This window comes from Streptomyces sp. NBC_00012 (genome assembly GCF_045040875.1).
In the GTDB taxonomy this organism is placed as follows: Bacteria; Actinomycetota; Actinomycetes; order Streptomycetales; family Streptomycetaceae; genus Streptomyces.
This window is the reverse complement of sequence record NZ_CP108309.1, coordinates 3981458-3995363: the sequence shown is the minus strand read 5'-3', so window position 1 is coordinate 3995363 and position 13906 is coordinate 3981458. Positions and strand designations below refer to the sequence as shown.

Annotated in this window: 15 protein-coding genes; 7 read left to right on the top strand and 8 right to left on the bottom strand. The window is 71.5% G+C overall.

Annotated features, from left to right (window positions below; genetic code table 11):
- Positions 1-32: 32 nt before the first annotated feature.
- Complete coding sequence (locus tag OHA19_RS18280; RefSeq protein ID WP_405750769.1) at positions 33-1424, bottom strand: NAD(P)/FAD-dependent oxidoreductase; 1392 nt, start codon at positions 1422-1424, stop codon at positions 33-35.
- Positions 1425-1475: 51 nt separating this feature from the next.
- A complete protein-coding gene (locus OHA19_RS18275) occupies positions 1476-2150 on the bottom strand; it encodes a rhomboid-like protein (RefSeq protein ID WP_405750766.1) in 675 nt (224 codons plus the stop codon).
- 95 nt (positions 2151-2245) lie between these two features.
- Here OHA19_RS18275 and OHA19_RS18270 point away from each other — a divergent pair, with 95 nt between their 5' ends.
- Both OHA19_RS18270 and OHA19_RS18265 read left to right on the top strand, forming a co-directional pair.
- Entirely contained in the window at positions 2246-2722 is a 477-nt protein-coding gene (locus tag OHA19_RS18270; protein WP_405715270.1) for a GNAT family N-acetyltransferase, read from the top strand.
- A 90-nt stretch (positions 2723-2812) separates the two neighbouring features.
- Positions 2813-3493 (top strand): pentapeptide repeat-containing protein, encoded by a 681-nt coding sequence (locus tag OHA19_RS18265; RefSeq protein WP_405715272.1) that lies wholly within the window; start codon positions 2813-2815, stop codon positions 3491-3493.
- 60 nt (positions 3494-3553) lie between these two features.
- Here the strand turns inward: OHA19_RS18265 and OHA19_RS18260 are convergent, their stop codons facing one another.
- The 3 genes from OHA19_RS18260 to OHA19_RS18250 form a co-directional block, all read right to left on the bottom strand.
- Positions 3554-4051 (bottom strand): hypothetical protein, encoded by a 498-nt coding sequence (locus OHA19_RS18260; protein WP_385818348.1) that lies wholly within the window; start codon positions 4049-4051, stop codon positions 3554-3556.
- Positions 4052-4191: 140 nt separating this feature from the next.
- On the bottom strand, positions 4192-4821 hold the full coding sequence (locus OHA19_RS18255; RefSeq protein WP_266730825.1) for a response regulator transcription factor: 630 nt from the start codon (positions 4819-4821) through the stop codon (positions 4192-4194).
- Entirely contained in the window at positions 4818-6098 is a 1281-nt protein-coding gene (locus OHA19_RS18250; protein WP_405753269.1) for a sensor histidine kinase, read from the bottom strand. Before OHA19_RS18250 ends, OHA19_RS18255 begins: the two co-directional genes overlap by 4 nt.
- 316 nt (positions 6099-6414) lie before the next feature.
- Between OHA19_RS18250 and OHA19_RS18245 the strand changes: the two genes are divergently transcribed.
- The 4 genes from OHA19_RS18245 (at position 6415) to OHA19_RS18230 (ending at position 10237) form a co-directional block, all read left to right on the top strand.
- Complete coding sequence (locus tag OHA19_RS18245; protein WP_405715276.1) at positions 6415-6972, top strand: heme-binding protein; 558 nt, start codon at positions 6415-6417, stop codon at positions 6970-6972.
- 44 nt (positions 6973-7016) lie between these two features.
- A complete protein-coding gene (locus OHA19_RS18240; RefSeq protein WP_405750762.1) occupies positions 7017-7613 on the top strand; it encodes an ankyrin repeat domain-containing protein in 597 nt (198 codons plus the stop codon).
- Positions 7610-8761: a hypothetical protein gene (locus tag OHA19_RS18235; protein WP_405715280.1), complete on the top strand. Its 1152-nt coding sequence runs from the start codon at positions 7610-7612 to the stop codon at positions 8759-8761. The genes OHA19_RS18240 and OHA19_RS18235 overlap by 4 nt, the downstream gene beginning before the upstream one ends.
- A gap of 66 nt (positions 8762-8827) precedes the next feature.
- The gene (locus OHA19_RS18230) at positions 8828-10237 is read left to right on the top strand and encodes a M1 family metallopeptidase (protein WP_405715282.1); all 1410 of its coding nucleotides are present in this window, start codon (positions 8828-8830) and stop codon (positions 10235-10237) included.
- Positions 10238-10264: 27 nt separating this feature from the next.
- Here the strand turns inward: OHA19_RS18230 and OHA19_RS18225 are convergent, their stop codons facing one another.
- Complete coding sequence (locus tag OHA19_RS18225; RefSeq protein ID WP_405715284.1) at positions 10265-11845, bottom strand: M4 family metallopeptidase; 1581 nt, start codon at positions 11843-11845, stop codon at positions 10265-10267.
- 301 nt (positions 11846-12146) lie between these two features.
- Positions 12147-12722: a TerD family protein gene (locus tag OHA19_RS18220; RefSeq protein WP_072487943.1), complete on the bottom strand. Its 576-nt coding sequence runs from the start codon at positions 12720-12722 to the stop codon at positions 12147-12149.
- Between the two features lie 183 nt (positions 12723-12905).
- Here OHA19_RS18220 and arfB point away from each other — a divergent pair, with 183 nt between their 5' ends.
- On the top strand, positions 12906-13340 hold the full coding sequence (gene arfB, locus OHA19_RS18215; protein ID WP_405715286.1) for an alternative ribosome rescue aminoacyl-tRNA hydrolase ArfB: 435 nt from the start codon (positions 12906-12908) through the stop codon (positions 13338-13340).
- A gap of 57 nt (positions 13341-13397) precedes the next feature.
- Here the strand turns inward: arfB and OHA19_RS18210 are convergent, their stop codons facing one another.
- Positions 13398-13904, bottom strand: a complete 507-nt coding sequence (locus tag OHA19_RS18210) for a flavin reductase family protein (RefSeq protein ID WP_405715288.1) — start codon at positions 13902-13904, stop codon at positions 13398-13400.
- Between the last annotated feature and the right edge of the window lie 2 nt (positions 13905-13906).

Below are 13906 nucleotides of genomic sequence, written 5' to 3'. Positions count from 1 at the left end.
CACCCGGTGGCGGGTGCCGTCCGTCGTTGCGGTCAGTGCCGGCCCGCCAGCCGGTCCGCGGCCTTCGCGATGGCGTCCGTGACGGCCTTCGGCGAGGTGAGTTCGCGGCGGTCGGCGGCGCGGTAGGCGGCGTACATGCCGTGGACGCCGATCCAGCGGAAGGGCTCCGGCTCCCAGCGGCGGACCTTGTGGCCGACCCAGGGGAGGGTGGTCAGATCGGTGGGGCCCGACTGGCCGGAGTCCTGCTGGACCAGGTCGCGCAGGGTGCGGGCGGCGAGGTTGGTGGTGGCGACGCCGGAGCCGACGTAGCCGCCCGCCCAGCCGAGCCCGGTGGAACGGTCCAGGGTGACCGTGGCACACCAGTCGCGCGGGACGCCGAGGACGCCGGACCAGGCGTGGTCGATGCGGGCACCCGCGGTGGCGGGGAAGAAGCGGACCAGGATGTCCCGGAGGGCCTCGATGGTGGCGGGCTGGGTGCGGCCGTCATTGTCCGTGCCCGAGCCGAAGCGGTACGGGACGCCGCGGCCGCCGAGCGCGATGCGGTCGTCGGCGGTGCGCTGGGCGTACATGTAGGCGTGGGCCATGTCGCCGAGGGTCTCGCGGCCGTCCCAGCCGATGGTGTCCCAGACCGAACGGGGGAGCGGCTCGGTGGCGATCATCGAGGAGTTCATGGGGAGCCAGGTGCGCCGCTGGCCCTTGAGGTTCGCGGTGAAGCCCTCGGTGCAGCGCAGGATGTACGGGGCGCGGACGGTGCCGTACGGGGTGAGGGCGTGCTTGGGCTTGATCTCGGTGACCGGTGTCGACTCGTGGATGGTGACGCCGAGCGCCTCGACGGCCGCGGCGAGGCCCTGGACGAGTTTGACGGGGTGGAGCCGGGCGCCGTGCGGGGTCCAGCTGGAGCCGACAGCTCCGGTGACGTTGACGCGTTCGCAGGTCTCACGGGCGCCGCGCAGCACGCGGTCGGTCTCGCCGAAGGCGATCTCGACGGAGTGGAAGTCCTTGAGCCTGGCCAGCTGCGCGGGTGTGTAGGCGACTTCGAGGACGCCGCCCTGATGGATGTCGGCGTCGATGTTCTCCTCGGCGGCCACCCGTACGACCTCGTCGACCGTCTCGTTCATCGCCTGCTGGAGCCGGACGGCGGCCTCGTGGCCGTGGAGTTTCGCGTAGCGGTCGCGGCCCGCGATGCCGTTGTAGAGCCAGCCGCCGTTGCGCCCGGAGGCGCCGTAACCGCAGAACTTGGATTCCAGGACGGTGATGTTGAGGAAGGGGACGGCCTTCTTGAGGTAGTAGGCGGTCCACAGCCCGGTGTATCCGCCCCCGACGATGCAGATGTCGGCGGTGGTGTCGCCGGGCAGAGGCTCCCGGGCGAGAGGGGTCCCTTGGTCCGCGTACCAGAACGATATGCCGCCGTTGACGGTGCTCATGTTGCCCCTGCTTTGTCCGGTGTGAAGCCCTGTTGGCTCTCGGGCGGGACGTTACTGCGCGGGGGGCGTTCCCGTCCTGTGCCGGGACCGGGCCAATGGGTAGCAGGCGAGGCCGATGAGCACGGCGGTGAGGTGCCCGAGGTCGGTGAACGAGCGGCCGCTGACGAGGGGGATGCCGTAGAGGACGAGGACGGCGAAGAGGTACACGTACCGCCAGGGCGCGGGGATGCGGTACGTGAGCACGGCGACGACCCCCGCGAGCGCGTAACTGACGCCGACGTCGAGGGTGTTCGCGGCCGACAGGGGCACGTGTCCGTGCCGGATCGCCCAGGCCAGGACACCTTCGCTGACGAGCGAGGCGAGGACGTGCGCCAGTACGGCGACGGCGAGCCAGCGCAGGGTGCCGAGCCAGCGCTCGGCGGGGGCGTGGAAGCCGGTGTACAGGACGGCGTAGGGGATCCAGCGGCCGCCGTCGATCCAGAAGGCGCTGGTGACCAGGACGCGCAGCGGGTCCTGGGTGAGTTCGTGGATGTTGGTCGAGCGCTGGCGCAGGAAGTCCTCTTCGAAGTCCGGTGACATCTGGTGGACGATGACCGTGGTGACGAAGAGCGCGGCCAGCCACAGGTAGGTGCCCGGTGCGCTGCGGATCCATGATCCGGCGCTGCGGAGCCACGAGCCGGCGGTGGTGCGGAGCCGGGTGGGCGGTGCGGGGCTGCTCGGAGTCATATCCGATTGACGCACGGCCCGGTGATCGTCGGCGTGATCGACATTCCGGACGGGGCGGGTCCGGCGGCGTACGGGCCCGTGTCTACCCTGCCCTCATGATTCGTACCGCTGTCCCCGCCGACGTCCCCGTCATCCACGCCATGGTCCGTGAGCTGGCCGAATACGAGAAGGCCCTGCACGAGGCGAACGCCACCGAGGAGCAGCTGCACGAGGCGCTGTTCGGCGAGCGGCCCGCCGCGTACGCGCACATCGCGGAGTCGGACGACGGCGAGGCTGTCGGCTTCGCGCTGTGGTTCCTCAACTTCTCCACCTGGCGCGGGGTGCACGGCATCTACCTGGAGGACCTCTACGTACGTCCGCAGCGGCGCGGCGGCGGGCACGGGAAGGCGCTGCTCACCGAGCTGGCGCGGATCTGTGCGGAGCGCGGTTACGAGCGTCTGGAGTGGTCGGTGCTGGACTGGAACGCCCCGTCCATCGCGTTCTACGAGTCGCTGGGTGCGCGGCCGCAGGACGGGTGGACGGTGTACCGGCTGACGGACGGGGCGCTGGCGGAGCTGGGCGGGCAGCGGTAGGAGGGCGGCCGGGCCCTTCGTCCTGGTCCGGGGCGCGTCCGTGACACCGGCGAGGGGGCGTTGTCAGTGGCATGGGCCACGATGGTGGGCATGGCACGTGGCAACAGCAGGAAGACGGACACCATCCCGGCGGCCCGGCGGCCCGAGGTGCGACTCCCACCACTCGTTCCGTACGACGGGACAGGCCTGGTGCCGGACGGGGACTACGACGGTCTGCGGTTCGACGGGACGGATCTCGCGGACGAGTCGGGTCCGGGGGCCCGGTTCATGGACTGCGCGCTGGACGGCTGCCTGCTCGACCGTACGGAGCTGGTCAGGGCCCGTTTCATCGACTCGGTGCTGACGGGCGTACGGGGCGTGGGCGCCGATCTCGCAGGGGCGTCGCTGCGCGACGTGGAGGTGGTGGACGCCCGGCTGGGCGGCGTGCAGCTGCACGGCGGGGTGCTGGAGCGGGTGCTGGTGCGCGGCGGGAAGATCGACTACCTGAATCTGCGGAAGGCGCGGCTCAAGGACGTGGTCTTCGAGGGCTGTGTGCTGTCCGAGCCGGATTTCGGGGACGCGCACCTGGTGCGGGTGGAGTTCCGTGACTGCGTGCTGAAGCGGGCCGACTTCAGCTCCGTACGGATGGAGTCGGTGGACCTGCGCACGGTCGCGGAGCTGGACATCGCGCGTGGCGTGGAGCGGCTGGCGGGCGCGGTGATCAGCCCGGCCCAGCTGATGGAGCTGGCGCCGGCGTTCGCGGCGCAGATCGGGGTGCGGGTGGAGGCGTAGCCGTCCGGGCCGGCCCGGACGGCTACGCCTCCACCGTCCGGGCCGGCCCGGACGCGGGGGTCAGATACGGGGGAAGCGGGCCTGGAGGTCCCAGATCACGGGGTTGTCGGCGAGGCCCTCGTGCATGTCGGCGAGATCGGCGATCAGGTCGTGCAGGAAGTCGCGGGCCTCGCGGCGCAGCAAGGAGTGGCTGAAGGTGAGCGGGGGCTCGTCGCCGGGCATCCAGTCGGCCTCGACGTCGACCCAGCCGAAGCGGCGCTCGAAGAGCATCCGGTCGGACGACTCGGTGAAGTCCAGCTCGGCGAACTGCTGCCGGTGCGAGCGGTTGCCGCGCGGGTCCTGGTCGATCTGCTCGACGATGTCGCACAGCGCCCACGCGAAGTCGAGCACCGGCACCCATCCCCAGGCTGTGGATACCTCGCGGTCCTCCTTGGTGTCCGCGAGGTAGACGTCCCCGGAGAAAAGATCGTGCCGCAGGGCGTGGACGTCCGCGCGGCGGTAGTCGGTCTGCGGGGGATCGGGGAAGCGTCGGGAGAGGGAGTAGCCGATGTCGAGCACGCTTCGATGGTGTCATGCCCGGCGGGGCGCCGGTGCCGGGAGACCCTCTGCCGGGGTCAGGGGCCAGGGGCCTGAGGCCCGGCGCCCGGCGGCGGGGTCTGATCCGCCGGGTGGTCCCTGCGGCAGCAGCCGGGCGGCTCCTACGACAGCAGCCGCTGCTCCTTCGCGACGGCGACGGCGCCCGCGCGGGTGTCGACGCCGAGCTTGTCGTAGATCCGGCCCAGATGGGTCTTGACCGTGGCCTCGCTGATGAACAGGGCGCGGGCGATGTCGCGGTTGCCCAGGCCCTGGGAGAGCTGGGCCAGGATGTCTAGCTCGCGGTCGGTGAGGGTGGGCAGCGGCTTGCGCATCCGCGCCATGACACGGCTGGCCACCGGCGGGGAGAGCGTCGTGCGGCCCTGGGCGGCCGAGCGGATCGCGGCGAAGAGTTCCTCGGGGCGCTCGGCCTTCAGCAGATAGCCGGTGGCACCCGCCTCGATGGCCCGGGTGATGTCGGCGTCCGTGTCGTACGTGGTGAGGACCAGCACATGGACACCGGTGGTGGCGATGCGGCGGGTGGCCTCCACACCGTCGATGCCCTCGCCGAGCTGGAGGTCCATCAGGACGACGTCCGGGGTGAGCTTGGCGGCCAGGGCGACCGCCTCCTCGCCGCTGCCGGCCTCGCCGACGACGTCGATGTCCGGTTCGCTGCCGAGGAGGGCGAGCAGACCGGCGCGTACGACGACATGGTCGTCGCAGAGCAGGATGCGTACGGGCGGCGTCGCGGTCATGCGAGGTCCTCCGGGGCGGTCGGCGGGGCGGCGGTGAGGGGGACGGCGGCGGACAGCACCGTACCCTCGCCCGGTACCGACTCGATCGTCAGCGTGCCGCCGAGCTGCTGGAGCCGGGCCCGGATCGCGGGCAGCCCGTGACCGCGCACGCTGCCGGTGGCCCCGGTGCGTTCGTCGGGTGTGAAGCCCCGCCCGTTGTCGGCGATGTCCAGGACGACCCGGTCGTCGAGGTGGGTCAGCGTCAGCGCCGCCTCCGTGGCGTTCGCGTGCTCCTTCACATTGGCCAGTGCGCCCTGCGCGATGCGCAGCAGTGCGGACTGCACCCGGTCCGGCAGTGCGGTGTGCCGCTCGCCCTCCACGTGGCAGCGGACGGTGAGCCGCCCCTGCCCCTGCGCCGTCTCGCGGCCGGCCAGTGCGTGCAGGGCCGCCTCCAGGCCGCCGCCCTCCGCGAGATCGGCCGGCGCCAGGTCGTGGACGAAGCGGCGGGCCTCGGCGAGGTTGCGTTCCGCGATGCCGGTGGCGGTACGGACGTGGCGGCGGGCGGTCGCCGGGTCTGCGTCCCAGGTGCGGTCGGCGGCCTGGAGCAGCATCTGCTGGCTGGAGAGACCCTGCGCGAGGGTGTCGTGGATCTCCATCGAGAGCCGCTGGCGTTCGGCGAGGGTTCCCTCGCGGCGTTCGGTGGCGGCGAGTTCGCGGCGGGTGCGCAGCAGGTCGTCGATGAGTCCGCGCTGCCGCTCGGACAGTTCGCGCTGGCGCTCGGCCTGACGCTGCATATGGACGAAGACCGCCGTCGCGACCGCCGCCACGGCGGGCGGGGCGAGCACCAGGTTCGGGTCGAAGCCCTCGGCCAGCCGCAGCTGCGCGGCGACGACGAACAAGGTGAGCAGCGCGACGAGCGCGAGTGCGGCGCGCGGCGGGAGGATGCGCAGCCCGGTGAAGAACAGTGGCACCGCGCACCACGCGAAGCTCGGCGCGAGGACGACCAGCACCATCCATACGGCGACCAGCACCCTCAGCCACACCAGGGAGCGCGGAGTCGGACGCGAGCCGAGCACCGGCCCGATCACGTACAGCACGGCGAGGGCGACGGAGAGCGCGATGATCCACGGGGTGCGGGCCTCGCCGGGGTGGCGCAGCAGGAAGCGGGTGAGCGAGGCGCCGAGCAGCAGGAAGAACGCGGCGTGCATCAGGACCGTGAGCCACCGGGCGTCCGGGTCACCGGCCCGGTCCCGGACGGCGTCCCCGGGCGTCCTGCCCGTTCCCGGGCCCGCGCCCATGTCCATGTCGACGCCCATGCCCAGGTCCATGTGCGCGCCCGCGGCGGGTGCCGATCGGCTTCGGTGCTTCACGTCGTACCTCTCGCTCCTCACCATCAGCGGCGCCGCTGAGCTGCACGGATACAGCCATGGTCACCCCGGATGGCCACCCCCGCATCAACCGATCGGCTGACGGGGCCGTCGACCGTCCCGCGTGCGGCGTCGAGCCGGTCCGTCGACGGTGCGGGGCCGCCGGCGGACGGAGGATCGATTCCAGAGCCGAACAGCTCGTCCACCGCCCCACACACGCTCATCCACCGCTGCTGAGGAGTCCACCATGAAGAAGCTGTCGCTGCGCACCCGCGTCCTGACCGGTGCCGTCGCCGTCGCCGCCCTCGGCGCAGGCACCTTCGGCGCCGTGTCCGCCAGCGCCTCCACCCCGGCCGCGGCCCCCGCCGTCGCCCTCAAGGCCGACGCCTCGAACGACAACCTCCAGCAGACCACCCACCTGACCGTGACCGCCGCCGCCAAGGCCGCGCAGGCGACCCTCGACGCCGCGAAGAAGGAGAACCAGCGCGTCTCCGTCGCCGTCGTCGACCGCAACGGCAACACCATCGTCACCCTGCGCGGCGACGGTGCCGGCCCGCAGTCCTACGAGGCGGCCGAGAAGAAGGCGTTCACCGCCGTCTCCTGGAACGCCCCCACCTCCGAGCTCGTCAAGCGCCTGGCCAACGCCCCCACCCTGAAGGACATCCCCGGCACCCTCTTCCTCGCCGGTGGTGCCCCGGTCGCGGCCAAGGGCGCCCCGATCGCCGGCATCGGCGTGGCCGGCGCCCCGTCGGGCGACCTGGACGAGAAGTTCGCCCAGGCCGGCGTCGCCGAGCTCGCCAAGTAGCGGGCAGCCCGGCCCGTCGAGCACACCAGCAACAGGAGTACGCGATGAACGCCCTCGATCGACAACTGCTCGACGCCGCACGCACCGGCGACACCTACCGCGTGCGGTCCGCGATCGAGGGCGGCGCCCGGGTCGACTGCCGCGACGAGGAGCTGCGCACCCCGCTGCTCCTCGCCGTCCACGGCGACCACGTCGAGGCGGCCCGGCTGCTGGTCGAGGCGGGCGCGGACCCCGACGCACAGGACCGGCGCGAGGAGAGCCCCTGGCTGGCGACCGGAGTCACCGGCAGCGTCCCGATGCTCCACGTCCTCCTGCCGGCCGGCCCCGATCTGAAGCTCAGCAACCGCTTCGGCGGCATCGCGCTCATCCCGGCCAGCGAGCGCGGCCACGCCGCCTACGTACGGGAGCTGCTCCGCGTCACCGACATCGACGTCGACCACGTCAACCGGCTCGGCTGGACGGCCCTGCTGGAGGCCGTGATCCTCGGCGACGGCGGCCGGGCACACCAGGAGGTCATCGAGCTCCTGCTGGCCGCCGGTGCGAACGTGGACCTGGCGGACGGCGACGGGATGACCGCGCTGGAGCACGCGGAGCGCCGCGGCTTCGCGGACATCGCCGCACGGCTGAGGGACGCCCGGTGAACGTGCGCCACGCGGTGCCGGCACTCGCCGCGGCGACGGTCCTCGCGGGCTGTGCGGGCGGCGCCCCGGCCACACCCCGTACACCGGACAGCGCGCAGGCGGCCCCGTCCCCGACCGCGGCCGCCGCGTCCTCGCCCTCGTCGAAGCCCTCCGCCGCGGCCACCCCGCACGGCACGCTCCTCGTCGCCGACTTCGGCGCCGACACTGTGACCTTCGTCGACCCCGATCCCCGCCACGACCGGCGCACGCTCGGCTCCGTCGAGGTCGGCACCGCCCCCTACGGCCTCGTCGTCGACGACGAGGGGATCGCCTGGGTGGCGACCGCCGAGGGCGTCGCGGTCGTCGACACGGCGACCCGTACCCGCCTCGCCCGGATCCCGTACGAGACGCGGACCGGCCCGGTCACGACCGGCGAGTACCGGGGCGGTGGCATGGGCATCGCTTTGGCCCCCGGCGGCCGGCACGTCTACGTCGGCGTCAACGTGCCCGGCCGCAACGGTGTGCTGGAGATCGTCGATACCGCGACCCGCAAGGTGACCGACACGGTTCCGGTGGGCCGCCGCCCCTTCGACGTGGACGTCTCGCCGGACGGCACCGAGGTGTACGCCACCGGCCACGACTCCTTCGACGTCACGGCCGTGAACACCTCCAGCCGCAAGACGCGGCGCTTCGAGGTCGCCCCGTACGGCACCGAGGGCGGCCTGGGCTCCTGGCTGAAGCCGCACTACGCCGTCGTGCGTCCCGCCGACGGCAAGCTGCTGCTGCCGTTCGAGGGCGAACGGCTCGTCGTCCTCGATCCGCGCACCGGACGGAGCACCATCGAGCCGATGACCGCCGACACCCACCAGCACGGCGCGACGCTCGCCCCCGACGGCACCCTGCTCGTTGTCGGCACCGGCCCGATCCTCTCCGACGACAAGGGCCCGTCCCTGACCATCCGTACCCCCGAGGGTTCCGAGCGGGTCGTACCGCTGGACGGGCCGCACGAGGACGTGACGGTCTCCGCCGACAGCCGGACGGCGTACGTCACCGAGGGCTTCACCCGCGACGGGTACGGCAACGGCATCACCGTCGTCGATCTCACGGGCAGGAAGCGGCCGTTCGAGCTGGTCGCGGGCGCCCGTCCGCTGGGGATCGCGATCTTCTGAACGGCATCCGAGCGGCCTCCGAGCGGCATACCCCGAATCGGACATCCCCTGCTTAGGATCGCCGACGTGGATCAGCGAACACCCGTACGCCGCACGGCACGTGCCGCCGCTCTCGTCCTGCTGGTGCTGACGACCTCCACCGGCTGCACCGGCGGCGTCGAGGGCACCCCCGGTGCAGCCGGTCTGCGCGATCCGTACTTCCCGAAACTCGGCAACGGCGGCTACGACGTCACGCACTACGACCTCGCACTCGACGCCGACCCGGCCGCCCGGCGGCTGCGCGGCACCGCCACGATCACCGCGCGCGCCACCCAGGACCTCAGTGCCTTCGACCTCGACCTCGCCGGGCTCACCGTGGACTCGGCGACCGTCGAGGGCCGCCCGGCCGCGGTCAACCGGGCGGGGAGCGAGCTGACGCTGCGCCCCGACGCCGAGGTCGCCGGCCGCCTGCGCAAGGGCAGGACCTTCCGTACGGTCGTCCGCTACTCGGGCTCCCCGCGGACCATCACCGATCCCGACGGGTCGAAAGAGGGCTGGCTGAGGACCGCGGACGGCTCGGTCGCGCTCGGTGAACCGACCGGTTCGATGGCCTGGTTCCCCGGCAACAACCACCCCAGCGACAAGGCGTCCTACGACATCGCCGTCACCGTCCCCGAGGGGCTGACGGCGGTGTCCAACGGCGAGCTGGTCTCCCGGCGCGGCTCGGGCACCACCACCACGTACCGCTGGCACGTCCCCGAACCGATGGCGAGCTATCTCGCGACCGTCGCCATCGGACGCTTCGACACGAAGTCCTCGACGACCGCGGACGGCATCGAGGTGTTCACCGCCGCGGACACGACGGTGGCGGCGGACAGCTCGCGGATCCTCGCCAGGATTCCCGAGGTCGTGAAGTGGGAGGCGGAGCGGTTCGGTCCGTACCCCTTCTCCGCCACGGGCGCGATCGTCGAGCGCCACGGGGACGCCGGCTACGCCCTGGAGACCCAGAACCGGCCCTTCTTCCCCGGCCCGCCGGACGCCGGGCTGCTGGTCCACGAGATGGCCCACCAGTGGTTCGGGGACTCCGTGACGCCCGAGAGCTGGCGCGACATGTGGCTCAACGAGGGCTTCGCGACCTACGCGGAGTGGCTGTGGGCGGCCGACAAGGAGGGCGTCCCGATCCAGGACCTGTTCGACGCCGCCTTCGAGGACGACGACAACTGGGCCTTCCCGCCGGCCGATCCGCCGACTGCCGCGGACATCTCGCAGGCGCCGGTCTACGGGCGCGGGGCGATGGTCGTCCACAGGATCCGGCAGGCCGTGGACGACGACCGGCGGTTCTTCGCCCTCGTCAGGGGCTGGACGAAGGCCCACCGGCACGGCAACGCGTCGACCGCCGACTTCACCGCCTATGTGGAGAAGACGACCGGTCAGGACCTGACGGAGCTGTGGGACACCTGGCTGTACGGCAGGAGCCGGCCCGCCTCGAAGGACTGACCGGCTCCCGGAGCAACGCTGTTGGCGCTACTTCACGTTGACACCGCTCCAGGCGGCCTGGACGGAGGTGAGCTCGGCGCTGTCGGCCCCGTACAGGTCGGTCGCCGCCTTCTCAGTCGCCTCACGGGCGCCCGCGTAGTCGGTGGACGAGGTCATGTACTCGGAGAGGGCCTTGTACCAGATCTGGACGGCCTTGTCCCGGCCGATGCCGGTGACGGTCGAGCCGTCGGAGGTCGGGGAGTCGTAGTCGACCCCGTTGATGGTCTTCGCGCCGCTGCCCTCGGACAGCAGGTAGAAGAAGTGGTTGGCGACGCCGGAGGAGTAGTGCACGTCGAGGTCGCCGACGCTGCTGTCCCAGTAGTCGGCCGAGCCGCCGTCCTTGCTCGGCTTGTCCATGTAGCGCAGCGGGGTGCCGTCGCCGTTGATGTCGATCTTCTCGCCGATGAGGTAGTCGCCGACGTCGGTGCTGTTGTCGGCGGCGAACTCGACCGAGGTGCCGAGGATGTCGCTGGTCGCCTCGTTCAGGCCGCCGGACTCGCCGAAGTAGTCGAGGTTGGCGGTGGACGCGGTCAGGCCGTGGCTCATCTCGTGGCCCGCGACGTCCAGGGCGGTCAGCGCGCTCTTGTTGTCGGCGCCGTCGCCGTACGTCATGCAGAAGCAGCTGTCGTCCCAGAACGCGTTGACGTACGCGTCGCCGTAGTGGACCCGCGAGTACGCGGCCTTGCCGTCACCGGCGATGCCGTCGCGGCCGAACGCCGACTTGTAGAAGTCCCAGGTCTGCGCGGCGCCATAGGCGGCGTCGACGGCTGCGGTCTGGCGGTCGTTGCCGGTGCCGTCGCCCCAGGTGTCGTCGTCGTCCGTGACGAGGTCGCCGGTGCCGCTCTCGCCCTGGTTGAGGTCGTACGTCTTGTGGCCGCCGCGGTCGGCGTCGGTCAGCTCGAAGCCGGAACCGGACGCGGTCGTCGACAGCTCGACCTCGCCGCTGTACTGGCTGTTGCCGACGCCGGTCTCGACCGCCTCGTAGCTCTGGAGCTTCTTGCCGGTGATGGCGTCCGTGATGGTGTGCAGCCGGCTCGGCGTGCCGTCCTTCTGCACGCCTGTCTTCACCGTCTCCAGGGCGAGGACGGGCTTGCCGGAGCCCGCCCAGATCACCTTGCGGGCGGCGGCGGCGGTCTTGATCTTCGGCGTGGTGGACGGCACGGATATCCGGGCCTTGGTCGCCTTGGTGACGCCCTTGAGCTTTCCGCTCGGGGCGGTGTGGGTGATGAGGTCGCCGCCGAGGACGGGCAGACCGTCGTAGGTGCGCTCGTAGCGGGTGTGGACGGTGCCGTCGGCGTCCTTGATCACATCGCGGACGACCAGCTTCTCCTTGCCGCCGAGCCCGAGCGACTCGGCGGTCGAAGCGGCCTCGCTCTGCGCCGACTTGATGGCGGCGGTGCGCACCGAGGCCTTGTTCGCGCCGAAGGGGACGACGCTGCGAGTGGCGGAGGGGGCGTCATTTCCGTTGTCCGGCACGGCGTTCGCCGCACCGGTCTGCATGCCTACGACGACCATCGCGGCCACGGCGGCCAGGGCTGCGGCGCGACGGGTGTTCATGTGGGGGGTCATGCGTTCTCCGTTGCTCGTTCCGTGGGGGGTTACGAGCGGAGAGCGTGCCACCGAATGAGCAACATTGACGGTGCACTAACAAATACCTCACATTTTTTTGACCACTTCTTGTCCGAATGGAATACACATGTGTTCGTTAATCGGCAGGAGTTGGGTGCGGATGTCCGGTGAAGCCGCATGCAGGGTGCTTTGTGCCTGCTTCGGCCGTGCGCACGCGAAAGGGTGGTCGCACCCGGGAGGGCCGCGGGCACGCGAAAGCCCCCGGCTGACGGCCGGGGGCTTTCGCGATGGTGCCGGTGCGTCAGAGGTTGACGCCGAAGTCCTGGGCGATGCCGCGCAGGCCGGAGGCGTAACCCTGGCCGACGGCGCGGAACTTCCACTCGGCGCCGTTGCGGTACAGCTCGCCGAAGACCATGGCGGTCTCGGTGGCGGCGTCCTCGCTCAGGTCGTAGCGGGCGATCTCGGTGCCGCCGGCCTGGTTGATGATGCGGATGAACGCGTTGCGCACCTGGCCGAAGTTCTGGCTGCGGGTCTCGGCGTCGTAGATCGAGACCGGGAAGACGATCTTGTCGACGTCGGCCGGCAGGCCCGCCAGGTTGACGTTGATCTGCTCGTCGTCGCCCTCGCCCTGGCCCGTGACGTTGTCACCGGTGTGCACGATGGTCTGGTCGGGCGTCGACTTGTTGTTGAAGAAGACGAAGTGGCCGTCCGAGACGACCTTCCCGGCCGGGTTGACCGCGATCGCCGAGGCGTCGAGGTCGAAGTCGGTGCCGGTGGTGGTGCGGACGTCCCAGCCGAGGCCGACCGTGACGGCGGTCAGGCCCGGGGCCTCCTTGGTGAGGGAGACGTTGCCGCCCTTGGACAGGCTTACAGCCATGGGAAGTCCCTTTCATCGTCGCTTGCGGGCTTCATGCCATCACGAAGCTACCGTCACAGGTCATAACGCGGGCAGGGGACCGAGAGGTTCCTGCTCCCTTTGCTTTCTTTACCCGAATGCTCCGGACGGCCCGGCGGCCGGCATCGCAAAAGAAGGTGACGAACACCCTCGGGTCCGGGGAACATGGGTGCCATGTCCGGGCCCTATGTCATCCGCGGTTCGGTCTCCCTGCCGGAGGCCGAGCTCATGTGGCGTTTCTCGCGGTCCTCGGGGCCCGGCGGGCAGCACGTCAACACCAGCGACTCCCAGGTGGAGCTCCGCTTCGACCTCGCGGCGACCGAGTCGCTCCCCGAGGTGTGGAAGGAGCGGGCGCTCCAGCGTCTGGAGAGCCGGCTCGTGGGCGGGGTGCTCTCGGTGCGCGCCTCCGAGCACCGCTCCCAGTGGCGCAATCGCGAGACCGCGCTCGTGCGGCTCGCCTCGCTGCTCGCCGAGGCGACGGCGCCGCCCCCGAGGCCGCGCCGCAAGACGCGGATCCCGAGGGGTATCAACGAACGCCGGCTGCGCGAGAAGAAGCAGCGCGGCGACACCAAGCGCGGCCGCTCCGGCCGCGACTGGTGACGGCGCGGGTCCTCGTTCCTGCGGCGCGGGTCCTCGTTCCGGCCCCCGCCCCCGTCCTCATCCCAGCCGGCGGTACCGCCCCCGGAAGTACGTCAGCGGCGAACCGTCCCCGCTGGGCAGGGCCGCGCTCAGCACCCGGCCGATCACCAGCGTGTGGTCACCGGCCACGACCCGCTGCTCGGTCCGGCACTCCAGCGTGGCCAGCGCCCCTCCGATCAACGGCGCGGCGGTGACCTCCCCGCGCGCGTAGGGGATGTCCTCGAACAGCAGCCGGTCGCTGATCCGGCCCTTCATCGCGAACCGTCCGGCGACGTGCCGCTGGCTCTCAGCGAGCACGGACACCGCCCACAGCGGCTGCTCCGACAGCAGGTCGTCCATCCGGGAGTCGTTGCGCAGACTGACCATCACCAGCGGCGGGTCCAGCGACACCGACATGAAGGCGGTCGCCGTCATCCCGACGTCCTCGCCGCGCCCGTTCTCGTCCAGCGGTGGCTCCTGGGCGGTGATCAGCACGACTCCGGCGGCCAGCCGGGCGAGGGCGCCTCGGAACTCATCGTTGCTCACCC